Source organism: Burkholderia sp. E168m22 (assembly GCF_001319805.1).
In the GTDB taxonomy this organism is placed as follows: Bacteria; Pseudomonadota; Gammaproteobacteria; order Burkholderiales; family Burkholderiaceae; genus Burkholderia; species Burkholderia orbicola.
In genome coordinates, this window is the sequence record NZ_BBSK01000095.1 from 83880 (window position 1) to 107792 (window position 23913).

At 69.7% G+C, this 23913-nt stretch carries 21 protein-coding genes and 1 pseudogene; 10 read left to right on the forward strand and 12 right to left on the reverse strand.

Translation table 11 applies throughout. The features are described from left to right. The first annotated feature begins 58 nt into the window (after window positions 1-58). From AP428_RS21430 to AP428_RS21440, 3 genes are all read left to right on the forward strand, one after another. A complete protein-coding gene (locus AP428_RS21430) occupies window positions 59-1522 on the forward strand; it encodes a metallophosphoesterase (protein WP_011547911.1) in 1464 nt (487 codons plus the stop codon). Continuing rightward, window positions 1519-2904, forward strand: coding sequence for a cytochrome-c peroxidase (locus AP428_RS21435; RefSeq protein ID WP_011547912.1), 1386 nt, complete (start codon window positions 1519-1521; stop codon window positions 2902-2904). Before AP428_RS21430 ends, AP428_RS21435 begins: the two co-directional genes overlap by 4 nt. A gap of 96 nt (window positions 2905-3000) precedes the next feature. Beyond that, on the forward strand, window positions 3001-3279 hold the full coding sequence (locus AP428_RS21440) for a hypothetical protein (protein ID WP_011547913.1): 279 nt from the start codon (window positions 3001-3003) through the stop codon (window positions 3277-3279). Between the two features lie 84 nt (window positions 3280-3363). On the opposite strand, the pseudogene AP428_RS37480 reads toward AP428_RS21440, so the two are convergent. From AP428_RS37480 to gtdA, 6 genes and pseudogenes are all read right to left on the reverse strand, one after another. Continuing rightward, window positions 3364-3592, reverse strand: a pseudogene (locus AP428_RS37480) (PLP-dependent aminotransferase family protein); the annotation flags it as partial. A gap of 55 nt (window positions 3593-3647) precedes the next feature. Further along, window positions 3648-5009 (reverse strand): aromatic acid/H+ symport family MFS transporter, encoded by a 1362-nt coding sequence (locus AP428_RS21450; RefSeq protein ID WP_011547915.1) that lies wholly within the window; start codon window positions 5007-5009, stop codon window positions 3648-3650. 80 nt (window positions 5010-5089) lie between these two features. Then, window positions 5090-6298: a 3-hydroxybenzoate 6-monooxygenase gene (locus AP428_RS21455; protein WP_011694693.1), complete on the reverse strand. Its 1209-nt coding sequence runs from the start codon at window positions 6296-6298 to the stop codon at window positions 5090-5092. Window positions 6299-6330: 32 nt separating this feature from the next. Further along, window positions 6331-6972 carry a maleylacetoacetate isomerase gene (gene maiA / locus AP428_RS21460; protein ID WP_011547917.1) on the reverse strand — a complete coding sequence of 214 codons (642 nt, stop codon included), beginning with the start codon at window positions 6970-6972 and terminating at the stop codon, window positions 6331-6333. 34 nt (window positions 6973-7006) lie between these two features. Next, entirely contained in the window at window positions 7007-7705 is a 699-nt protein-coding gene (locus tag AP428_RS21465; RefSeq protein WP_011547918.1) for a fumarylacetoacetate hydrolase family protein, read from the reverse strand. Between the two features lie 87 nt (window positions 7706-7792). Then, on the reverse strand, window positions 7793-8836 hold the full coding sequence (gtdA, locus tag AP428_RS21470) for a gentisate 1,2-dioxygenase (protein WP_011547919.1): 1044 nt from the start codon (window positions 8834-8836) through the stop codon (window positions 7793-7795). A gap of 164 nt (window positions 8837-9000) precedes the next feature. Between gtdA and AP428_RS21475 the strand changes: the two genes are divergently transcribed. Beyond that, a complete protein-coding gene (locus tag AP428_RS21475; protein ID WP_011547920.1) occupies window positions 9001-9945 on the forward strand; it encodes a LysR substrate-binding domain-containing protein in 945 nt (314 codons plus the stop codon). Between the two features lie 49 nt (window positions 9946-9994). Here the strand turns inward: AP428_RS21475 and AP428_RS21480 are convergent, their stop codons facing one another. From AP428_RS21480 to AP428_RS21495, 4 genes are all read right to left on the reverse strand, one after another. Beyond that, the gene (locus AP428_RS21480; protein ID WP_011547921.1) at window positions 9995-11263 is read right to left on the reverse strand and encodes an FAD/NAD(P)-binding oxidoreductase; all 1269 of its coding nucleotides are present in this window, start codon (window positions 11261-11263) and stop codon (window positions 9995-9997) included. After that, entirely contained in the window at window positions 11260-11493 is a 234-nt protein-coding gene (locus tag AP428_RS21485) for a 2Fe-2S iron-sulfur cluster-binding protein (protein WP_011547922.1), read from the reverse strand. Before AP428_RS21485 ends, AP428_RS21480 begins: the two co-directional genes overlap by 4 nt. A gap of 79 nt (window positions 11494-11572) precedes the next feature. Beyond that, entirely contained in the window at window positions 11573-12700 is a 1128-nt protein-coding gene (locus tag AP428_RS21490; protein ID WP_011547923.1) for an FAD-binding oxidoreductase, read from the reverse strand. After that, the gene (locus AP428_RS21495) at window positions 12697-13629 is read right to left on the reverse strand and encodes a 4-hydroxyproline epimerase (protein WP_063828181.1); all 933 of its coding nucleotides are present in this window, start codon (window positions 13627-13629) and stop codon (window positions 12697-12699) included. The genes AP428_RS21490 and AP428_RS21495 overlap by 4 nt, the downstream gene beginning before the upstream one ends. 251 nt (window positions 13630-13880) lie before the next feature. On the opposite strand from AP428_RS21495, the gene AP428_RS21500 reads away from it, so the two are divergent. The 5 genes from AP428_RS21500 (at window position 13881) to ilvD (ending at window position 21693) form a co-directional block, all read left to right on the forward strand. Next, on the forward strand, window positions 13881-14801 hold the full coding sequence (locus AP428_RS21500; protein ID WP_011547925.1) for a dihydrodipicolinate synthase family protein: 921 nt from the start codon (window positions 13881-13883) through the stop codon (window positions 14799-14801). 232 nt (window positions 14802-15033) lie between these two features. Next, complete coding sequence (locus AP428_RS21505; protein WP_011547926.1) at window positions 15034-16659, forward strand: APC family permease; 1626 nt, start codon at window positions 15034-15036, stop codon at window positions 16657-16659. Window positions 16660-16731: 72 nt separating this feature from the next. Continuing rightward, the gene (locus AP428_RS21510) at window positions 16732-18324 is read left to right on the forward strand and encodes an aldehyde dehydrogenase (NADP(+)) (protein WP_011547927.1); all 1593 of its coding nucleotides are present in this window, start codon (window positions 16732-16734) and stop codon (window positions 18322-18324) included. After that, window positions 18317-19339 carry an Ldh family oxidoreductase gene (locus AP428_RS21515; RefSeq protein ID WP_011547928.1) on the forward strand — a complete coding sequence of 341 codons (1023 nt, stop codon included), beginning with the start codon at window positions 18317-18319 and terminating at the stop codon, window positions 19337-19339. The genes AP428_RS21510 and AP428_RS21515 overlap by 8 nt, the downstream gene beginning before the upstream one ends. A gap of 494 nt (window positions 19340-19833) precedes the next feature. Next, complete coding sequence (ilvD, locus tag AP428_RS21520; RefSeq protein WP_011547929.1) at window positions 19834-21693, forward strand: dihydroxy-acid dehydratase; 1860 nt, start codon at window positions 19834-19836, stop codon at window positions 21691-21693. Window positions 21694-21821: 128 nt separating this feature from the next. On the opposite strand, the gene AP428_RS21525 is transcribed toward ilvD, so the two are convergent. Together AP428_RS21525 and AP428_RS21530 are read right to left on the reverse strand one after the other, a co-directional pair. Continuing rightward, window positions 21822-22760: an SH3 domain-containing protein gene (locus AP428_RS21525; protein WP_011547930.1), complete on the reverse strand. Its 939-nt coding sequence runs from the start codon at window positions 22758-22760 to the stop codon at window positions 21822-21824. A gap of 33 nt (window positions 22761-22793) precedes the next feature. Beyond that, the gene (locus AP428_RS21530) at window positions 22794-23219 is read right to left on the reverse strand and encodes a hypothetical protein (protein ID WP_011547931.1); all 426 of its coding nucleotides are present in this window, start codon (window positions 23217-23219) and stop codon (window positions 22794-22796) included. A 297-nt stretch (window positions 23220-23516) separates the two neighbouring features. Here AP428_RS21530 and AP428_RS21535 point away from each other — a divergent pair. After that, on the forward strand, window positions 23517-23913 hold a 397-nt coding region (locus tag AP428_RS21535), incomplete at its 3' end, for an RNA polymerase sigma factor region1.1 domain-containing protein (RefSeq protein WP_304502890.1).

The following is a 23913-nucleotide window of genomic DNA, read 5'->3' on the forward strand; positions in this document are numbered from 1 at the left end:
ACATTTCTTACATTCGCGCTGCGTATCGTTGACGACTTTCCTACGGTGCCTCCCTCCCATGCGACGACTCCTCACGCGCGCGCTGCTCGTGCGCTGCGCTCCCCTTGCTGCCCTCGCCGCGCTGTCCGCGTGCTCGAATCACATCGATACGCCCGACGATCCGGCCAGCGCCTCGGCCAACGTTCAGGCCGCATGGGTCGAGATCGGCGACGCGAACCAGGCGATCGCGCGCGTGATCACGAACTACACGCCCGCGTCGGCCAGCGATCCGCTGTGCCCGCAACTGACCGTCGACGACAAGGTGTCGCGCATGACGCTGCGCGCGGGCGCCGCGACCGTCGCCCAGCGGCCGACCGCCAGCGATCCGGCCGATTCGAAGCCGTCGAGCTTCCCGGTGTCCGTGTGCGAGGCCACACTGCCGGCCGGCGCCCAGGCGGCGAGCGTCGCGGGCCGCACGCTGCCGCTGCCGAAAGCGCAGCCGCAGCGCATCGCGATCATCGCCGACACGGGCTGCCGGATGAAGAAGGCCGACAACGCATGGCAGGCGTGCAACGATGCCGCGGTCTGGCCGCTCGACACGATCGCGGCCAGTGTCGCGAAGCTGTCGCCCGATCTCGTGCTGCACGTCGGCGACTATCACTATCGCGAGAACGCGTGCCCGCCGGACATCGCCGGCTGCAAGGACAGCCCGTGGGGCTACGGCTGGGATACGTGGCAAGCCGACCTGTTCCGCCCGGCCGCGCCGCTACTCGCGAAGGCGCCGTGGGTCGTCGTGCGCGGTAACCACGAGGAATGCGCACGGGCGGGCCAGGGCTGGTTCCGCTTCCTCGACCCGCGCCCGTATTCAGCCGCCCGCTCGTGCGACGATCCGGCCAACGACAACAACGCGAACTATTCGGAACCCTATGCGGTGTCGCTCGGCGGCGGCTCGCAGGTGATCGTGTTCGACACCGCGAAGGTCGGCCGCACGCCGCTGAAGACGACCGACGCGCAGTTCGGCATCTACCAGAAACAATTCCAGACGGTCGCATCGCTCGCGTCGAAAGCCGGCATGACGACGACGATCTTCACGAACCATCACCCGATCCTCGCGTTCGCACCGATCGCCGGCAGCACGCCGGCGCCGGGCAACCTCGCGCTGCAGTCGGTGATGTCGAGCCTCAACGCGCAGGCGTACTACCCGCCGGGCGTGCACGTCGCGCTGCATGGCCACGTGCACGATTTCCAGGCGATCAACTTCTCGTCCGGGCACCCGGCGACGATCGTGTCCGGCAACGGCGGCGACAACCTCGACGTCGCGCTGCCCGACCCGTTCCCGGCCGGCCTGACACCCGCGCCGGGCGCCGTGATCGAGCGGCTGTCGCACAACAACAGCTTCGGCTTCCTGATCATGGAGCGCAACGCCGCGCCGGCGACGGGCTGGGTGTTCCATGCGTATTCGGCGGCCGGCAAGCGACTGGCGTCGTGCAACCAGTCGGGCAGGACGCTCGCCTGCGACAAGACGGGGTTCATCGCGCCGTGAGTGAAGCAGTTCGATATGAAGGCCGCAGGGGGCGCGGCCGGCAGACGTTGCGCACGCTTGTCGCACCCCTGCTCGCCGGTCTGACGCTGGCGGCCCACGCCGCACCGGCCGAAACGGTCCTGCTTCCCGGCGCGCCGCCATCGCGCGTCGTCGACACGATCGGCAACGGCACGCCGCAGGTGACGGGCAAGATCGACGCAGCCACCGCGCGCTTCGCGCCGGACCCGACGCTCGTCGCGCTCGGCCGCCGCATCTTCTTCGACCCGCGGCTGTCCGAGCCGCGCGGCATGTCGTGCGCGGGCTGCCACGATCCGGGTCGCGCGTTCGCGCCGACGCTGTCGGCTGCATCGCTCGCGGGGCCCGGCGTGCCGGAAGGCAGCCGGCCCGGGCGCTTCAGCCAGCGCAATGCGCCGTCGCTGCTCTATGTGCGCTACGTGCCGCGCCGCCACTTCTACCAGGACGACGACGCGCCCGCGCCGTCGCCGTTCGGCGGCCTGTTCAGCGACGGCCGCGCGGATACGCTCGCCGAGCAGATCCGCGGGCCGCTGTTCGATCCGAACGAGATGAACAACCGGTCGCCGGCCGCGCTGCTGCGCAAGGTCAACGCGACCGAACTCGCGCCCGATCTCGCCGCGCGCTTCGGCGCGCCGGTGCGCCGCGACCCCGAGCAACTGGTGCGCGCGTTGGGTTCGGCCGTCGAAGCCTATCTGCAGAGCGACGAGATGGCGCCGTTCACGTCGCGCTTCGATGCGTTCCTGCGCACGCGCAAGCCGCTCGCGCCGGCCGAGATGCGCGGCCTCGCGCTGTTCCGGAATCCCGACAAGGGCAATTGCATGACCTGCCATACGCTGTCGGACACGTCGAGCCGCCCGGAGCGCTCGCTGTTCACCGATTTCGGCTACGACGCGATCGCGGTGCCGCGCAATCGCGCGCTGCCCGCGAACCGCGATCCGCGCCATTTCGACAACGGGCTGTGCGACACCGCGCGTCGGCTGCGCTGGCCCGAACCGACGCAATGGTGCGGCTACCTGCGCACGCCGGGGCTGCGCAACGTCGCGGTCAAGCAGACGTTCATGCACAACGGTGTATTCACGACGCTGCGCGACGCCGTCGCGTTCTACAACACGCGCTCGACCGATCCCGGCTTCTGGTACCACGGCGCCCAAACGTTCGACGACGTGCCGGCCGCCTATCGGGGCAACATCAACGTCAACTCGACGCCGATGAACCGCCGGCCCGGCACGCCGCCCGCGCTCACCGACGCGGAAATCGACGACATCGTCGCGTTCCTCGGCACGCTGACCGACGCGCGCTATACCGGCCGCGCCGCCCCGGCCGCCGCCGCGGCCCGGATCACGCGAGCCGCCGCGCCGGTGCGCTGACCCTGGCCGAACGGCCAGCCGACGCACGCCCGCTTGCGGTCAGCGCAAATACTGGTTATATTTACAGTACTGTATTTATGAACAGTGAGGCGCGCGATGGAACATCTGGTCCGTATCGTCAACGAAACCGATCGCCAAGTGCTGGCGTGGCTTCGAGCCCAGGTCGGCGATGCCCGCGTCGAACGCGCGGCGCGTCAGCTCGGGCATACGCGCAAGCCCTTCCCGTCCGCCGTGTGCCGATATCTGGGCATGAGCGCGCCGGCCACGCTGCGGCCGGCCGCCGCCCGGCCGCGCGCCGCACGCGATTTCTCGGTCGGCGACCGTTACCTGTCGCTGATTCGCCAGCACCTCGCCACGCACTCGGTCGGCCGATGAAATGGCGACGGCTTGCCGCTTCGGTACCGCGTCCGGCCGGAGCACTCGCGTATTCGGAAGTCCGGCCGGCCGCCGCCGTCGCGCTCACGCGGCCGCCATGGCTTCCCGTACGAGGCGGGCGAGTGTGTCGAACGCTGTCTCATGCACCGCATCGGATGCGTCGGACACATCGGATACGCGCTTGCACGCCAGCCGGATATAGCCGGCGAAACGGTCCGAATTCGAGGAGATCGAACCGGGCGCGATCTTGACTCCATGCGTCAGCGCGGCGTCAGAACAGCGCATCGAAGCACACGTCTGCCGGCAACGCGAGCTACGGCAACATCGCGCCGCTTACCGAATCGGCAATCGAACCGCCCCGCCTTCGATCAGGCCTGCCTGCCCGCCATCCCGTCGGCGGCCGCCACGCGTGCCGCACCGGCGCGAACCACGCCGAGCGTCAGCACCGCGACCGCCGCGATCACGCATGGCGCGGCAACGACGGCGAACGCGGTCGACAGCGGCACGCCCATCGCCAGCATCGCGCCGCCCGCCATCGAGCCGACCACCGAGCCGCCACGACCGATCCCGTTCGCCCAGCTCACGCCGGTCGTCCGGCACTCGGTCGGATAGAACGCGGCCGACAAGGCGTTCGCCCCGACCTGCGAGCCCGATACGCAGAAGCCGGCGGCGAATACCGCAAGCGCCGCACCCCACGGCGACGCGGCGAACACGCCGATCGCCGCGACGCAGGCGCCGGCCGCCGCATAGCTGCAGGCCAGCACGCGATGCGGATCGAAGCGGTCCATCAGCCAGCCCAGGACGATCGCGCCAAGCGTGCCGCCGACCTGGAACATCGCGGTCACGCGTGCAGCCGTCTGCAACGTCGCGCCAGTCGTGCGCAGCAACGTCGGCAACCAGCTCGACAGCAGGTAGATGACGAGCAGGCTCATGAAGAACGTGAGCCACAGCAGCAGCGTGCCGCGCAGCAGGTCGGCGGCGAACAGCCGCCCGAGCGGCGACCCGGCCGGCTTGCCGGCGGGCGCGATGAACGACGCATGCGCGAGGTGCGGACCCGGCGCGATACGACCGAGCAGCGTCGCGATCCGCGCGGACGGCGCGCCCTGGTTGACGAGATAGCGCACCGATTCCGGCAGTCGCCACGCGAGCAGCGGCAGGAGCAGCAGCGGCGCCACGCCGCCGACGACCAGCACCGCGCGCCAGCCGTGGTGCTCGATCAGCGACGCGGCCGCGAGGCCGCCGAGCGCGGAGCCGATCGTGAAACCGCAGAACATCGTCGTCACGAGCAGCGAGCGACGTCGCGCCGGACAGTATTCGGACGTCAGCGTGATCGCATTCGGCATCGCGCCGCCGAGCCCGAGCCCGGTCACGAAGCGCCACACGATCAGCTCGGTCAGGCCGCCCGCGCTCCCCGACGCGGCGCTCGCGATGCCGAAGCACGCCACGCATGCGAGCAGCAGCCGCTTGCGGCCGAACCGGTCGCCGAACGGCCCGAATACGAGCGCGCCGGCCATCAGCCCGGCCAATCCCGCGCCGAATACCGGCGCGAGCTGCGCAGGCGACAGGCCCCATTCCGAGCGAATGACGGGTGCGATGAATCCGATCGACGCGGTATCGAATCCGTCGATCGCGACGATCAGAAAGCACAGGACGACGATCGCGGCCTGAAACGGCGCAATGCGATGCCGGTCGATCCATTCGCTGACGTCGATGGACGGCGTATCGGCCATGATGGTGTCTCCTCCAGGAAGGCGGCGCGCGTCGTCTGTCGTTGAAATGCGCGCCGCCGGAATCGGGCTGAACGGGTGCGTTATACGACCGTCTTCAGGCAATCCTCCGCACGCCAGCCGTGCAGCCAGTCGAGCGCGTCGTAGAACTGCGCATCGGTGCGCCCGACCCACAGCCCGTTGCGCACCTGCCGCTCGACACCCTTCGCGTGATAGATCCGCCCCATCTCGCGCGCCGAATACAGCACGCGTGCGGTGCGCGGAATCCGCACGCGTTCGTACAGCGCGAACGCGGCCTCGAAATCGCCGTCGGTCTGCGCAACGGCCGCGCCGAGCGTCACCGCGTCCTCGAGCGCCTGGCACGCGCCCTGCGCGATGTATTGCGTCATCGGATGCGCGGCGTCGCCGAGCACCGTCGCGCGGCCCGCGCTCCAGCGCTCGACCGGATCGCGGTCGGCGGTCGCCCAGCGCTTCCATGACGTCGGCCTATCGAGCATCTGCTTCGGCAGCGGATGGACACCGTCGAAGTACGACAGCACCTCTTCCTTGCTGCCCTCGCGCACGCCCCAGGTCTCCTGCTCGCGGCTGTGGAACGTGACGACGAGGTTGTACTGCCGCCCGCCGCGCAGCGGATAGTGAACCAGATGGCAATGCGGGCCGGCCCACACGACAGGCGCATTGATCCGCAGATCCTTCGGCATGTCGTCGACGTCCACCACCGCGCGATACACGACGTGGCCCGTCACGCGATGCGCGTCGCCGATCAGCGCCTGACGGATCGCGGATTTCACGCCGTCGCAGCCGATCACCGCATCAGCACGATAGCGTTCGCCGTGCTGGTCGATCACGGTCACGCCGCGGCCGTCCTGCTCGAAGCCGCACACTTGCGTGCTCGTCCGGAATTCGATCAACGGGTGGTCCTTGACCGCCTCGTAGATCGACAGGTGAATGTCCGCGCGATGGATCACCGCGTACGGATTGCCGAAGCGCTCGCGATACGCGGCGCCGGTAGCGATGCGGGCGACCTCGCGTGCATCGATCGCGTCCATCAATTGCAGCCAGTCGGTCAATACGGCTCGACTGCGTGCCGCCTCGCCGACACCCAGCGCATCGAGCGCATTGAACGCGTTCGCGGCGAGCTGGATGCCCGCACCGATCTCGCCGATCCGTTCGGCCTGTTCGAGCAGCTTCACGCGAATGCCCTGACGCGCGAGCGCCAGCGCCGCCGCGAGCCCGCCGATACCGCCGCCGATCACGAGTACGCGCCGGCCTTTATTGATTGTCTCGTCCATGTTCGTCTCCTGCTTCTAGTACGCGATTCGTGTTACGCGACGTAATCCGGTTGCCGCTGCGGTTGCGCGGCCTCGAACGCCGGCTCGTGCCGCGCGTGCTCGACCACCGCGAGGCAGCGCGGATACGCGCTCAGGTCGCAACCCATCCGCAACGCGTTCGCGACCTGCGGCACCAGACACACGTCGGCCAGCGTCGGCGCATCGCCGAAGCACCACGGGCCGTCATCCGCGCGGGCCAGCAGCCGCTCGACGCCGGCCATCCCTTCCGCGACCCAGTGCCGGTACCACGCGGTCTTCTGCTGCGGCGTGACCTTCAGTTCGCTGTCGAGATAGCGCAGCACGCGCAGGTTGTTGACTGGATGGATGTCGCAGGCGATCAGCGCCGCCAGTTCCAGCACGCGCGCTCGGCGCCACGGTTCGAGCGGGATCAGCCGAGGCGTCGGCTGGATCTGGTCGAGGTAATCGAGGATCGCGAGCGACTGGCCGAGACGGAAATCGCCGTCGGTCAACGCCGGCACCGCGGCCGACGGGTTCACCCGCGCGACGTAATCGGCGTCGCGATGCTCGCCGGTGCGGATGTTCACGGGCAGCGTGTCGTACGGCAGCCCTTTGAGCGCGAGCGCGATGCGCACCCGGTAGGAGGTCGAACTGTTGAAAAAGCTATGCAGTTGCACGATGTAACCTTTCGAGGAAATCGACGAACGCGCGTCAGACCACGCGCACGGTCAGTTCGCCGAGACGCTCGACGCCGACCTTCATCACGTCGCCCGCGACCACCGCGCCGACGCCTTCGGGCGTGCCCGTAAAGATCACGTCGCCCGGTTCGAGGCGGAAGAACTTCGACAGGTCGGCCACCGTCTCCGCGACCGACCAGATCAGGTGCGACACGTCGCTCTTCTGCCTGGTCGCGCCGTTGACGGTCAGCCACAGGCCGCCCTGCTCGACATGACCGACGTCGCGCGCCGGGTGCACGGGCCCGATCGGCGCCGAACGGTCGAACGCCTTGCCGATTTCCCACGGCCGCCCCATCTCGCGCATCTTCATCTGCAGGTCGCGGCGCGTCATGTCGAGGCCGACCGCGTAACCCCACACGTGGTCGAGCGCGCGCTCGAGCGGAATGTCCGAGCCGCCCTTGCCGATCACCGCGACGAGTTCGGCTTCGTAGTGATAGTTCCGGGTCTGCGACGGATAGGCGAGCTCGAGCGTGTCGCCGTACGCCACCGGTACGATCGAATCGGCCGGCTTGCAGAAGAAGAACGGCGGCTCGCGATCGGGATCGAAGCCCATTTCGCGCGCATGGGCCGCGTAGTTGCGGCCGACGCAATAGACGCGGCGTACCGCGAATCGAGCGTCGCTGCCGGCGACGGGCAGCGCCACCGGCGCTTCGGGCGGGAATACGAAAGTCATGAATGGCTCCAGCGTGGGCATGAATGAAGGGGCGCGCGCCGCGACCTCGGCGGCGCACGGGAAACGGAGTATCGAAAGCAGCCGGCGTCAGTCGCGCGCTTCGCGCAGCAGGTTCAACGCGGACAGCACCGGCCGGTCGGAATAGCTGAACAGCACGCTGTCGCGCGACGCCGACAGCCGCACCGGCGCCCACGACGGCGCGACGAAGATGTCGTGCGGCGCGAACGCGAATGCCTGGTCGCCGATCGATGCGGTGCCGCTGCCCTCGACGACGCAATAGACCGTCGCGTCGGTGCTACGGTACGGGCGGCCGTCGAAGCCGGCGGGCAGGAACTGCATGAAGGTGGCGATGGTCGGCATCGGCCAGCCGCCCGTCGCGGGGTTCACGTAGCGCAGCTTCACGCCGTCCCACGCATCGAGTTCGCCGTTCCGGTACAGCGCGTCGAGCGCCTCGCGGCTGCGCGCATACGGATAGCTGAACACCGGCGACGTCGGATCGCTCACGCGATGCCGCACCGGCACCATGTTGTGACCGAAGCGCGCGAAGCTGTCGCCTTCCGGACGACTCACCGGCTGCACGACTTCCGGATAGTTCTCCGCGAAACCGGCGTCGAGGTTCGCGAGCAACGGGATATCGAGCCCGTCGAGCCACACGACCGGCTCGCCGCCGTCTTCCACCGACGGATTGCCGTGGTCGTGCCACGCCCACGACGGCGTGATGATGAAGTCGCCCGGATGCATCGTCGTGCGCTCGCCGTTCACGGCCGTCCACGCGCCGCGCCCCTCGACGATGAAGCGCAGCGCCGATTGCGTATGACGGTGGCTCGGCGCGATCTCGCCCGGCAGGATCAATTGCAATCCTGCATACAGGTTCGGCGTCATGCTCGACTTGCCCGGCAGCCCGGGGTTCTCCAGCACCAGCACGCGGCGCACCGCTTCCTCCGCGCTGATCACGCTGCCGGCCTGCATCACGAGGTCGCGTATCTGCGCATACTTCCAGATCGCGGCTTGCGCCGCCGGCTGCGGCGAGGTCGGCACGAGGTTGTGCAGCGATTCCCACAGCGGCGCCAGGCGCTGCTCGGCGATCCGTGCGTAGTAAGCGGCGCGCGTCGCGTCCGGATGGGTCGTCATGATGTCTCCTTCGGGGCGGCCGATCGGCGTCGGCGCTATGTCGGGGCGGGGACCGTGCTGCAGTCCGTCAGCAGATTTATATTCGACGCAGACATACCCGGTAAAATGGTCAAATCATCTGATCCATATATTTCTGGATATACCTTCTCGCAACGAGGCATGCAATGGACTGGACCCACCGGCTGCGGCTGCGGCACCTGCAAGTACTGTTGAGCCTCGCCGGCACCGGCAATCTGAGCCAGTCGGCGGTCGCGCTCGCGACCACGCAGCCGGCGCTGTCGAAATGGCTGAAGGAGCTGGAAGAGGATGTCGGGCTGCCGCTGTTCGAGCGGCATGCGCGCGGGCTGAGGCCGACGCCCTACGGCGAAGCGCTGATCGAGCATGCGCGACGCGTCGAAGCGCAGCTCGACATCGCGCGCGACGACATGGCCGCGTTGCGCGAAGGCGGCAGCGGCCTCGTGACGATCGGCACGTCGGGCGTCGCGGCGGCCGACACGGTGCCGTTCGCGGTGTCGCAGTTGCTGAAACGGATGCCGCGCGCGCAGGTGCGGCTCACCGAAAGCACGATGAACCAGCTGATGCCGCAGCTCGCGCGCAGCGAACTCGATATCGTCGTCGGCCGCTCGGGCTCGACGTCCGTCGATCCGCTGCTGCATGCCGAAGCGCTGTACGTCGATCCGGTCGTGTTCGTCGCGCGGCCCGGCCACGCGCTGGCCGGCGCGACGTCGCTCGGCTGGGACGACGTGCTCGCCTATCCGTGGATCGTGTGGCCGGCGGGCACGCCCGTCCACAATGCGCTGGAAGCCGCGCTGCACGCCGCCGGCCGTGTGCAGCCGCCGCACTGCGTCGAATCGAATTCGTCGATCCTGAACCTCACGCTGCTGAACAACACCGATCTGCTCGGTGTCGCGTCGCACCGCGCCGCGCGGCGCTTCGCGCAACTGAACGCGATCCGCATCCTGCCGATGGAGCTCGAGGGCCAGGGCGCGGTGTCGATGTACTGGCACCCCGACAGCGCGAACCGCGCGGCCGTGGCCGCAACGATCGAGTGTCTGCGCGCCTGTGCGGCGCCGCAGGTCGGCGGATGGGAGAACGTGAAGGTGGAGTGAACGGCGTAACAGGCGCGAACCGGGCCGCTTCACCGCGACGCCGCACACGTCACGCGCCGTCGCAGGATTCCGTACCGTCGAGCATCAGCGTGCCGACCCGCGCGGGCACCAGCGGCGTGCGCGGCGCCGGCGGTGTCCAGCCGAACAGCGCCTGCGCGGCCGCGCCGCACACGCGACCCTGGCATGCGCCCATCCCGCAACGCGACTGCAGTTTGGCGGCGGTCCAGCCCGGTTCCCGTGCGACCGCATCGAACCGCACGTCTTCGCAACGACACAGCAGCGTGTCGGCTCGCGCGAGCCGGCGGATCGGCGCGCGGATCGCGAAGCGCTCGCGTACGGCATCCGCGAACGCCTGCCAGCGCGCACGGCGTGCGACCAGCGCGGCCAGTCGGTCGGTCTGCCCGGTCGCCGCATAGCCGGCGATTTCGCCTTCGACCATCGCCAGCTCGCTGCCGCCGACGCCCGTGCACTCGCCTGCCGCGAAATACCCGTCGCGGCTCGTGCGCTGGTGTGCGTCGACCGCCACCGCGCCGTGCTCGATCCGGCAGCCGAGATGACGCGGCAGCACGGTATTCGGCACGAGGCCGAAGCCGCACGCGAGCCGGTCGCAGTCGACGTCGAATTCGCGATCGCCCTGACGAATCCGCACGCGTTCGAGCCGCTGGTCGCCGAATGCCTCGACGACGTACGCAGCCGGCCGATAAGCAGCCGTGACGAGCTTCGCGGCCTGCGCGAGCTTCGACGGCCAGCGCCACAGCCCCGCGCCGAAGCCGGCGACGTCGCCCCATGCGGCCTGTTCGAGCACGTGCGACACGCGTGCGCCGGCCTGCCGGGCCGTCGCCGCGCTCGCCAGCAGCAGCGGCCCGCTGCCCGCGATCACCGTGCGCTGCCCGCGCACGTCGAGCCCGTACTTGATCAGCGCCTGCAAGCCGCCCGCGCCGGTCACGCCAGGCAGCGTCCAGCCCGGAAACGGCAGCAGCAGCTCGCGCGCGCCGCAGCAGAGAATCAGCGTCCGGAAATCGAGCAACCGCCCGCATTCGTCGTCTTCGAGCAGCAGCGTGCCCGGCTGCGTTTCGGCGACGATGCGCGTCGCCGCGAGGTGCATGACGTTCGGCTGCCGCAGCACGGCGAGGCGTTCGGCGGCGGCCGGCGTCGGTGCGGCCGCTGCCGGCTGCCGCCAGATCTGTCCGCCCGCCCGCGGGTTGTCGTCGACGATCGCAACGGTCGCGCCGCTGCGCGCGGCGGCCCGCGCGGCCGACAGTCCGGCCGGGCCCGCGCCGACGATCGCGACGTCGACGCTCAGTCGTTCCTGTTTCATCGCGTGCGCTCCACCTGCATGCCGTCGCGGCACAGCGTCTGGCACGCCAGCCGGCGCCGGCCGTCGATCGTCATCCGGCATTCCTGGCAGATGCCCATCCCGCAAAACGGCGCACGCGCCGCACCCATGCACGACACGCGCGTCGTGTCGTCGCCGCTCGCCGCAACGGCGGCCGCGACGGTCACGCCGTCGGCCACCGTCAGCGCGCGGCCGTCCAGATGAATGATCATGTCAGCCTCCGCCGGGCCGCCCCAAGGAGGCTGACCGCCCCCGCGGGGGGCAGCGAACAAAGTGAGCGTGGGGGGCGTTTCATGTCAGCGCTCCGGCCAAGGACGACGCGGTGAGGAAGCGTCCCGGCAAATACGGTTCGATATCGATGGGCGGCCGCTCGCCGGCCATCAGCGCGGCGACGAGCCGCGCACTGCCCGGCGCGGTCGTCACGCCGAGCCCTTCGTGGCCGACCGCGAGCCACACGCCCGGCCGCGCCGGGTGCTCGCCGAGCAGCGGCAGGCCGTCGGGGCTCGCGGATCGGAAACCCGTCCATGCGCGAATGCCGTTCAGGTCGGCCAGATCCGGCAGGTAGCCGACCGCGCGGCGCAGCATGCGTGCGAGCACGGGCGGCTCGACCTGCGCGTCCTCGGTGTCGAACTGGCGCGACGAGCCGATCAGCAACTGGCCGGTCGGCCGTGGCTGCACGTTGAACGCGACCGACGTGCCGTCGCTCGCGTGCGCGCTCGCCGCATAGCCGAGCTCGACGAGTTGATGCGACACGTGGCCCGGATAGCGGTCGGTAATCAGCAGATGGCCCTTTTTCGGGCGCAGCGGCAGTTCGGGCAACAGCGTGCGCGCCGCGACGCCGTTCGCCACCAGCACACGCTGCGCGCGCAGCACGTCGCCGCTCGCGAGCGTCACGCTCGAGCCATCGACCGCGACGGCCCGCTCGCGGCGCAACGTGATGCGCGGCGCGCGCTGCAGCAGCCAGTTCGCGGTGACGGGCGCATAGAGAATCGCGTCGCCGGGAATCTTCAGCGCGCCGCCGAGCCCGGCGCGCAGCATCGGCTCCAGTTGCGCGAGCGCCGCCGCGTCGATCAGCTCGCCGGCCACGCCGTGCGCGGCGAGCGTCGCCTGCTTGGCGCGCGCCAGATCCATTTCGTGCGCATCGGCCGCGAGCCACAGCGTGCCGCAGTTGCGGTATGCGCAGCCTTCCGGCATCTCGCCGCTCAACGCGCGCCACAGGTCGATCGAGTAATGGCTCAGCGCGAGCTCGGCCGCGTTGTCGTCCATCGCGACGAGGTGGCCCATGCCCGCGCCGGTCGCGCCGCCGCTCGCGTCGTCGACGACGAGCACGCGCAGCCCGCGCTGCGCGAGTTCGTGCGCGCAGGCCGCGCCGACGATGCCGGCGCCGATCACGACGACGTCGGTCTTCGTTTCGCTCACGACCCGATGCCCCAGCCGAACGGATCGTCTTCGTCGATCAGCAGCGTCGCTTCCGCGCTCAGGTGCGCGCTGCCGCGAATCGTCGGCACGATGCCGCCGTCGGCCAGCTCGTAGCTCGCGTGGAACACGCTGCCGATCACGCTCGCCTGCCGCCACACGACGCCCGGCGCGAGCTTGCCGTCGGCCGCGAGGCACGCGAGCTTCGCGCTGGTGCCGGTGCCGCACGGCGAACGGTCGTACGCGAGGCCCGGGCACAGCACGAAGCTGCGGCTGTCGTGCTCGGGATCGTCGGCGAACAACTCGATGTGATCGATCTCGCCGCCGTTCGCGCCGGTGATGCCCGCGCGTTCGAGCCCTTCGCGCACGGCCGACGCATACGCGGTGAGCGCCGCGACGTTGTCGCCGGCGACGCGCTGCCCGTGGTCGCTGATCAGGAAGAACCAGTTGCCGCCCCATGCGATGTCGCCCTTCACGGGGCCGTATCCCGGCACGTCGAGCACGACGCCCTGCGCGTGACGATATGCGGGCACGTTGCGCACGCTGACCGACAGGTCGTCGTGCAGCGTCGCCTCGACGGTGCCGACCGGCGTCTCGATCCGGTGCACGCCGGGCTCGATGCGCCCCATGTGATGCAGCGTGCGCACGACGCCGATCGTGCCGTGCCCGCACATCCCGAGATAGCCGCTATTGTTGAAGAAGATCACGCCGGCCGCCGCGTCGGGCGCCACCGGGTCGCACAGCAGCGCGCCGACCATCACGTCGCTGCCGCGCGGCTCGAGGATGCACGCGGTGCGGTAACGGTCGTGCTCGCGCGCGAGCACGTCGCGCCGCTCGGCCATCGTGCCGCGGCCGAGCGACGGAAAGCCGGACACGACGAGCCGAGTGGGTTCGCCGCCCGTGTGCGAATCGATGATCTGGATGCGCTTCATCATGAGCCGTCCGAAGTGGGGAAAGGAGCATAGCTTCCTCCGTCGCGCGTCCGTCCGCTTGTGGCTTTTCGATGAGGACGACGACGAAATCGGCATAGTGCGACGGGCCCCTCCCGCCCCTGCCAGCCGCTGTGCCGATTTCGTCATTTTGCTCCGCGATACGACTCAAGCGTGATGGGCGTTTGCGCGGCGATACTGGTTGCCACACCGACACACCCGTCGGCCGACCGATACGAACGTAGGAGATTTCAGTGAGCCGCAAAGCCATTCAATGGACCGGGGTTTTCCCGGCCGTCAGCACCCAGTTCAAGCCGGACTTTTCCCTCGACATCGACGCCACGCACCGCGTGGTCAAGAACCTGGTGAACGACGGCGTGTCGGGCCTCGTGGTCTGCGGCACGGTCGGCGAAAACACGTCGCTGTCGACGAGCGAGAAGCTCCAGGTGATCGAGGCCGCGCGCGACGCGGCCGGCGGCAAGATTCCGGTGATCGCCGGCATCGCCGAATTCACGACCGAATTCGCGCGCAACACGGTGCGCGAAGCGCAGCGCGTCGGCGTCGACGGCGTGATGGTGATGCCCGCGCTCGTCTACTCGGCGAAGCCGCACGAAACCGCCGCGCACTTCCGCGCGGTCGCGACGAGCACCGACCTGCCGGTGATGGTCTACAACAACCCGCCGATCTACAAGAACGACGTGACGCCCGACGTGCTGATCGCGCTGCAGGATTGCGAGAACATCGTCTGCTTCAAGGATTCGTCGGGCGATACGCGCCGCTTCATCGACCTGCGCAATGCGGTCGGCGATCGCTTCGTACTGTTCGCGGGCCTCGACGACGTCGTGGTCGAGAGCATCGCGGTCGGCGCCGAAGGCTGGGTGTCGGGCATGTCGAACGCGTTCCCGAAGGAAGGCGAGACGCTGTTCCGCCTCGCGAAGCAAAAGCGCTTCGACGAAGCGCTCGCGCTGTATCGCTGGTTCATGCCGCTGCTGCACCTCGACGCACGCCCCGACCTCGTGCAGTGCATCAAGCTGTGCGAGGAGCTGGTCGGCCGCGGCAGCGCGATCACGCGTCCGCCGCGCCTCGCGCTGCAAGGCGACACGCTCGCGGAAGTGAAGGCCATCGTCGCGAAGGCGCTCGAAACGCGCCCGGCGCTGCCCGACGTCGGTCTCTGATCGACGCCCCTGCGGCGGCGCGCGGGCATTGCGCCTGCGCACCGCCGTCTCCGGTCCGGCATGGCCTGCGGGCCCGTTCGCCGCGGCGCCAGAGCGTGCCGCGCGTGAATGCCCCGCAGCCCGCCCCGGTCGCTCGAACCGGGCGTCGCCGGCCGACAGGCAGGCGCCGCTGCTCCGTCGGAGCGCGGCGCACCTCAAGCCTGTGCCGATATTCCCTCCAGGAGACACGCCCATGCCAGGCCAAGGCAACGCACACCCGTCTGTCCCGCTTTCCCGTTCCGGGCACCCCGGCGCGGGTCACGGCAAGTTCAAGAAACAGCTGTCGCTGACCGATCTCACGTTCATCGGTCTCGGCGCCATTTTCGGTTCGGGGTGGCTGTTCGCCGCGAGTCACGTATCGACGATCGCGGGCCCGGCCGGCATCTTCTCGTGGCTGCTCGGCGGCTTCGCGGTGCTGCTGCTCGGGATCGTCTACTGCGAGCTCGGCGCCGCGCTGCCGCGCGCCGGCGGCGTGGTGCGCTATCCGGTGTTCTCGCACGGTCCGCTGCTCGGCTACCTGATGGGCTTCATCACGCTGATCGCGTTCTCGAGCCTGATCGCAATCGAGGTCGTCGCCGCGCGCCAGTACGCGGCCGCGTGGTTTCCGGGCCTGACGGTCGAAGGATCGAGCGACCCGACCACCGTCGGCTGGCTCGTGCAGGCCGCGCTGCTGTGCTTCTTCTTTTACCTGAACTATTCGAGCGTGAAGACCTTCGCGAAGGCGAACAACATCATCAGCGTCTTCAAGTTCATCGTGCCGCTCGCGGTGATCGGCGTGCTGTTCACGTTCTTCAAGCCCGCGAACCTGACCGTGCACGGCTTCGCGCCGTTCGGCATGCCGGGCATTGAGATGGCCGTGTCGGCCGGCGGCATCATCTTCGCGTATCTCGGGCTCACGCCGATCGTGTCGGTCGCGAGCGAGGTGCGCAATCCGCAGCGCACGATCCCGATCGCGCTGATCCTGTCGATCCTGCTGTCGACGTTGATCTACGTGCTGCTGCAACTCGCGTTCATCGGCAGCATTCCCACCGACATGCTCGCCGCAGGCTGGCACGACGTGAGCAAGGCGTTCTCGCTGCCGTACCGCGACATCGCGCTCGCGCTCGGCGTCGGCTGGCTCGCGGTGATGGTCGTCGCGGACGCGATGATCTCGCCGAGCGGCTGCGGCAACATCTACATGAACGCGACGCCGCGCGTGGTCTACGGCTGGGCCAAGACGGGCACGTTCTTCAAGGTGTTCACGCGCGTCGACGAAGCGTCGGGCATCCCGCGCGCGGGCCTGTGGCTCACGTTCGGCCTCGCGATCTTCTGGACGCTGCCGTTCCCGTCGTGGGAAGCGCTGATCAACATCGTGTCGGCCGCGCTGGTGCTCAGCTATGCGGTCGCCCCGGTGTCGGTCGCCGCGCTGCGCCGCACCGCGCCCGACCTGCCGCGGCCGTTCCGCGCCAGCGCGTTCGGCCTCACCGGCCCCGCGTCGTTCGTGATCGCCGCGCTGATCGTCTACTGGTCGGGCTGGAGCACGGTGTCCTGGCTGCTCGGGCTGCAGATCGTGATGTTCGTCATCTATCTCGCGTGCCGCCGCTGGGTACCGACCGCGCACCTGAGCCTCGCCGAGCAGGTGCGTTCGTCCGCGTGGCTGATCGCGTTCTATGCGGCGATGATCGTGCTGTCGTATCTCGGCGGCTTCGGCGGCACGGGCCGGCTCGCGCATCCGTACGACACGGTCGTCGTCGCGGCCGTCGCGCTCGTCATCTACTACTGGGGCGCGAACACCGGCGTGCGCGCCGACAAGCTGCAACTCGACGACGACGAGGACTGACGCGCCCGCGCCCTTTTCCCCTTCCATCGGCCGGGCGCAGTACGCCCGGCCCTGCCTTTTCCGAGGAAACCCATGCAACTCACAGGTCAGCTCCTGATCGGCCAGTCGGCCGTCGCCGGACAGAACGGCACCCTCCACGCGCTCGCCGCCGCGACCGGCGAACCGCTCGAACCGGCGTTCGTCGGCGCGAGCCTGCACGACCTGGAAACGGCGTGCTCGCTCGCCGCCGACGCGTTCGACACCTATCGCGAAACGTCGCTCGAAGCACGCGCCGCGTTCCTCGACGCGATCGGCCGCCACATCATGGCGCTCGGCGACGACCTGATCGAGCGCTGCGTCGTCGAAACAGGGCTGCCGCGTGCGCGCATCGAAGGCGAACGCGGTCGCACGGTCGGCCAGCTCGCGCTGTTCGCGTCGCTCGTGCGGGAGGGCGGTTTTCTCGATGCGCGCATCGATCCGGCGCGGCCCGAACGCAAGCCGCTGCCGCGCGTCGACCTGCGCCTGCGCAATGTCGCGGTCGGGCCGGTGGCGGTATTCGGCGCGTCGAACTTCCCGCTCGCGTTCTCGGTGGCCGGCGGCGACACGGCATCGGCGCTGGCGGCCGGCTGCCCGGTGATCGTCAAGGCGCATTCCGCGCATCCGGGCACGTCCGAACTCGTCGGCCGCGCGATCCAGCAGGCCGCGCGCGAATGCGGGATGCCGGCCGGCGTGTTTTCGCTGCTGTTCGACGCGTCGCGCGAGATCGGCCAGGCGCTCGTCGCCGATCCGCGCATCAAGGCCGTCGGCTTCACCGGGTCGCGCCGCGGCGGCGTCGCGCTGATGCATATCGCGGCCGCGCGGGCAGAGCCGATCCCCGTCTATGCGGAAATGAGCTCGATCAATCCCGTGCTGCTGTGTCCGGCCGCGCTCGAGGCCCGTCACGACACCATCGCACCGCAGTTCGTCGCGTCGCTCGCGCTCGGCGCCGGGCAGTTCTGCACGAACCCGGGCCTCGTGCTCGCGGTCGACGGCCCCGCGCTGCGCGCATTCGAGGCCGCGGCCGCCGATGCCGTGCGCGCCGTCGCCGCGCAGACGATGCTGACACCGCACATCCACGCGAGCTATGCGCAAGGCGTCGCGGCGTTGCGCGATCACTCGGCCGTCGAATTGCTGGCCGAAGGCGTCGGAGGCGGCCGTCATCAGGCGCGCGCGGCGCTGTTCGCAACCTCTGCGGACGCGTTCATCGCCCACCCCGAATTGCGCGACGAAGTATTCGGCCCCGCGTCGCTGATCGTGCGCTGCCCGGACGTCGACACGCTGCATCGCGTGCTGAAATCGCTTGAAGGCCAGTTGACCATCGCCGCGCACATCGCCGATGGCGACGCGACGCTGTTCGCCGCGCTACGCCCGACGCTCGAACGCAAGGCCGGCCGTATTCTCGTCAACGGCTTCGGCACGGGCGTCGAGGTCGGCCACGCGATGGTGCACGGCGGCCCGTTCCCGGCGACGTCCGATACCCGCACGACGTCGGTCGGCGCCCGCGCGATCGAGCGCTTCCTGCGCCCCGTGTCGTACCAGGACCTGCCCGACGCGCTGCTGCCGGACGCGCTACGCAACAGCAATCCGCTGCGCGTACCGCAACGCATCGACGGCGTGCTCGTTTCGCGTGAGGTGAACCATGGCTGACCACACCACCGAAGTCGTCCTGTCGCTCGATGAAGTCCACGCGCTCGCGTTGCGCGTGCTGACGCACCACGGGATGTCCGACGCACATGCGCGCGCCATCGCGAACGTGATCACGCAGGGCCAGCGCGACGAATGCCATTCGCACGGCGTGTACCGGCTGCTCGTCTGCGTGCGGTCGCTGAGGAAAGGCAAGGTCGATCCGCAGGCCGTGCCGACGCTGCGCCGGCTGTCGTCGTCGATCGTCGCGGTCGACGCGCATCGCGGCTTCTCGCTGCTGAGCTTCGAGACCGGGCTGCCCGTGCTGGTCGAGATGGCGAAGCAGCACGGCATCGCCGCGATGGCGATCAACCACTGCTATCACTTCTCCGCGCTGTGGCCCGAGGTCGAGGCGATCGCGGTCGAAGGGCTGGTCGGCATCGCGATGAACCCGAGCCATAGCTGGGTCGCCCCGGAAGGCGGCCGCGAACCGGTGTTCGGCACCAACCCGATCGCGTTCGCGTGGCCGCGCCCGGGCGGCGAACCGTTCGTATTCGATTTCGCGACGAGCGCGATCGCGCGCGGCGACATCGAGCTGCACGCGAAGCAAGGCAAGGCGATTCCGCCGCACTGGGCGATCGACGCGGACGGCCAGCCGACCACCGACCCGAAGGCCGCGCTGCAAGGCGCGATGCGCACGTTCGGCGGCCACAAGGGTTCGGCGCTCGCGGCGATGGTCGAGCTGCTCGGCGGCGCGCTGATCGGCGACATGACGAGCCGGGAATCGATGGACTTCGACGAAGGCGTCGGCGCGACGCCGTGCCACGGCGAACTCGTGATCGCGTTCGATCCGAAGGTGTTTCTCGGCGACGATCTCGACGCGGGGCTCGCGCGCGGCGAGCGGATGTTCGAATCGATCGTCGCGCAGGGCGCGCGGCTGCCGTCGCAACGGCGCTTCGACGCCCGCGCGCGCAGCATCGCGAACGGCGTGCGGATTCCGAAGGCGCTGTACGACGAGATCCTGACGCTGCTCGACTGACGCGCGATCGAGCGGCACGGCGCGGCTTCATCGTCGGCAGAACGGGCAATGAAGCCGCCGGCGGGCCTGTGGCGATGGACTGCTTCGGGCGTCGGGCGTCGGGCGTCGGGTCGGGCTTGGGGCTTGGGCTTGGGGCTTGGGGCTTCGGGCTTCGGGCTTCGGGCTTCGGGCTTCGGGCTTCGGGCTTCGGGCTTCGGGCTTCGGGCTTCGGGCTTCGGGCTTCGGGCTTCGGGCTTCGGGCTTCGGGCTTCGGGCTTCGGGCTTCCTCGGGGCCTCGTGCTTCGTGACGTCTGTGTGCCGAGTGCACTTAACCCCTGTCCGGTGCACCACCGGCCTCACTCGCCCGCTCCAGCCGGCGCCGCCCGCCCGGCGGCTGTGGGATAATCGCGAAGTTTGCCCAGGGCGCAGCTCAAGAGGTTGTTCGCACGGGCGCGAGAGAGGCCTTTATTCCCGTGCCTCCACCCTTTTCCCGCGATATTTCTTCAGCCATCACCATGCCCACTTACCGCTCCAAAACCTCTACCGCCGGCCGCAACATGGCAGGTGCGCGCTCGCTGTGGCGCGCCACCGGCATGAAAGACGACGATTTCTCGAAACCGATCATCGCGGTCGTCAACTCGTTCACCCAGTTCGTACCCGGGCACGTGCACCTGAAGGATCTCGGCCAGCTCGTCGCGCGCGAGATCGAGGCTGCCGGCGGCGTCGCGAAGGAATTCAACACGATCGCGGTCGACGACGGCATCGCGATGGGCCACGACGGCATGCTGTACTCGCTGCCGAGCCGCGACATCATCGCCGACTCGGTCGAATACATGGTGAACGCGCACTGCGCGGACGCGATGGTGTGCATCTCGAACTGCGACAAGATCACGCCGGGGATGCTGATGGCCGCGATGCGCCTCAACATTCCGGTGATCTTCGTGTCCGGCGGCCCGATGGAAGCCGGCAAGACGCGCCTCGCGAACCCGGTCACCAAGACCGTCGAACTGAAGAAGCTCGACCTCGTCGACGCGATGGTGATCGCGGCCGACCAGTCGTATTCGGACGCCGACGTCGCCGAAGTCGAACGCTCGGCCTGCCCGACCTGCGGCTCGTGCTCGGGCATGTTCACCGCGAACTCGATGAACTGCCTGACCGAAGCGCTCGGCCTGTCGCTGCCCGGCAACGGTACGGTGGTCGCCACGCACGCCGATCGCGAACAGCTGTTCAAGCGCGCCGGCCGCCGCATCGTCGAACTGACGCGCCAGCACTACGAGCAGGACGACGAACGCGTGCTGCCGCGCTCGGTCGGCTTCAAGGCGTTCGAGAACGCGATGACGCTCGACATCGCGATGGGCGGCTCGACCAACACGATCCTGCACCTGCTCGCGATCGCGCAGGAAGCCGGCATCGACTTCACGATGAAGGACATCGACCGTCTGTCGCGCACGGTGCCGCAGCTGTGCAAGGTCGCGCCGAACACGAACAAGTACCACATCGAGGACGTGCACCGCGCCGGCGGCATCATGGCGATCCTCGGCGAGCTCGAGCGCGCCGGCAAGCTGCACACCGACGTGCCGACCGTCCACGCGCCGACGCTGAAGGATGCGCTCGACCAGTGGGACATCGTCCTCACGCAGGACGAAGCGGTCCGCACGTTCTACCTGGCCGGCCCGGCCGGCATCCCGACGCAGGTCGCGTTCAGCCAGAACACGCGCTGGCCGAGCCTCGACCTCGATCGCGCCGAGGGCTGCATCCGCTCGTACGAGCATGCGTTCTCGAAGGAAGGCGGCCTCGCGGTGCTGACCGGCAACATCGCGCTCGACGGCTGCGTGGTGAAGACGGCCGGCGTCGACGAAAGCATCCTCGTGTTCGAAGGCTCGGCTCACGTGACCGAATCGCAGGACGAAGCGGTCGAGAACATCCTGAACGACAAGGTCAAGGCCGGCGACGTGGTGATCGTGCGCTACGAAGGCCCGAAGGGCGGCCCGGGCATGCAGGAAATGCTCTACCCGACCAGCTACATCAAGTCGAAAGGGCTCGGCAAGGCGTGCGCGCTGCTGACGGACGGCCGTTTCTCGGGCGGCACGTCGGGGCTGTCGATCGGCCACTGCTCGCCGGAAGCGGCGGCGGGCGGCGCGATCGGCCTCGTGCGCGACGGCGACCGGATTCGCATCGACATTCCGAACCGCACGATCGACGTGCTGGTGTCGGACGAGGAACTGGCGCGCCGCCGCGAGGAGCAGAACGCGAAGGGCTGGAAGCCCGCGCAGCCGCGTCCGCGCAAGGTGTCCGCGGCGCTGAAGGCATACGCGAAGCTGGTCATGTCGGCCGACAAGGGCGCCGTGCGCGATCTGTCGCTGCTCGACGACTGATGCGGCGGGCTGCGGGCGACCGGTAGCGCCTTACCTCGCCCCGCTTGCCCGATCCAAAAGCCGCTCTCCGGAGCGGCTTTTTTTGTCTGGTGCCCGGAGAACCCGCGGCACCGGCGGCACCGGTGCCGTCAGTGGCGGAGTTCGTCGGGACCGCCGCCTCCACCGCCGCCATGGTTGCCGCCGCCGTTTCCGCCGCCTTGCGGCCGCGCATAACCGCCGCCGCCCCAACCTCCCTGGCGCGCGGGCTGAGGCATCGTGCGGGCTTCGCCGCCCGGCGCGGGCGGCGGGCTGGCCGGGCGCGTGTTACCCGCCCCGCCCGGCATCGGCGTCGGCGCCGCCGGGCTGGCCGGACGCACATTACCCATCCCACCCGGCATCGGCGTCGGTGCCGCCGGGTTGGCCGGGCGCGCATTACCCATCCCGCCCGGCATCGGCGTCGGCGGGCTGGCCGGACGCGCATTACCCACGCCACCCGGCATCGGCGCCGGCGCCGGTGCAGCCGGCGGCGGCACGCGGTTCGCGCCGTTCCAGCCGCCGCGCGTCGCCGACGGCCGCGTGTCATGCACGGGCGGCGGGCCGCCCGGCGCGACCTGCATCGGCGCACCCGGTTGCGGACGCCCTTGCGCGGGCGGCACGCCGCCGGGGCCGAGCCTCGGCTCCGCACGATGCGCCCAGCGATCACGGTCGGGATACCACGGGCGGTGCCGGTAATAGCGATCCCAGTACGCGCCGATCGCGAAACCGGTCACCGGCACGCCGATGATCGCGCCGTATTGGAGCAACGGCACGTAGCTGCCCTGGTACGGATAGTCGAGCAACTGCGCATCGATCCAGCCGCGCACGCCCGGCAGCGCGACATCGCACCACGCGTAGTCGCTCAGACAGCCGAACACATCCAGCGCGGTACCGGGCGGGATCTGCGCGACCACCGGATAATCGGGCGCCGGCCCGGCAAACAGCTCGGCCGGCGAGTTCGTGTAAGCGCTGCTCTGCGCATCGGCGACGCCCGGTGCGGCCGCGAGGCCGGCCAGGACGACGCACAGACTTCGGACAATCGTGTTCCTCATGATGCTCTCCCGCGCCGCGCCGCCGCGCGCCGGTCAGTGCCGATGGCCGCCGCCCCAGTGGCCGCCACCCCAATGCCCGCCGCCCCACGGACGATGCCAGTAACCGCCGCGGCCGCCCCAGTATCCGCCGCCGCCCCAGCGGCCCCAGAAGCCGATCGTCACGGGCGGCCCGTACCAGCCGGAGTAGTACGCCGGGTAGTAATACGGGTACGGCGGCGGCACGTAGGCCGGGGCGACATACACCGGCACCGCCGGGCCGACGTCGACCTGCGCCTGGGGTACGGTCGACGGCACCGGACCGGACGCGGTCGGTGCGACTGGAATCTCGCGCTGCGTCACCGTGGCGGGCACCGGCGCGTAATAAGGTGCATAACCGTACGGGCTCGTGTAGTAGCAGCCGCCCAGCATCGCTGCGGCCAGCGCGACGACGGCGGGCCTCGCGGCGGAAATCGGGTTCATCTCGTACTCCGGCAGAATCCGCGCGTCGCCGCCGGGCGCGCGCCTGACTCTAGCTTACGTCCCCTGCAGATTTCCGCGCGTATGATCGGTTACTTTTTGTTTCCTGCCCCGCACGGCGGGGCAGGAACGCCGCGTGCTGGCCCGTCCGCGGCGCCGGCGTTGAAGTTGGCGCAAATGCCCTCAACTTGAACGATGTCGGGCTGACCGGCGCGGACGGGCGTCCGCGACCCACCGGCAACCGCAAACCGGCGAGCTTCGGCCCGCCCTGACAGGAACGCGGCTCGCGCCGCCATCGACATGACTACGCCACGCCCCACTCCCCGGGCGGACACACCGCTCGATCCGATCATCCAGCTGCTGGCGCTCGCCGGCGAGCAGGGTTATCTGACGCACGCCGACCTCGTCGACGCGCTGCCGCCCGAAAGCGACAGCTCCGACGCGCTCGACGTCGTGCGCGCCGCGCTGGCCGACATCGGCATCGCGGTACTCGACGAGCCGGCCGTGCCCGCACCGTTTGCCGGCGCGGCGCCGGTCGAGGTCGATCGCGACGCGCTCGACGAAGGCCGGGCCATGCTCGGCGACCTCGCGCGCGGTACGAGCGCGTCGACCGATCCGCTCGCGCTCTACATGCGGCGCATGCATGCGGTGCCGCTGCTCACGCGCGAAGGTGAAATCGTGCTCGCCCGCGAGATCG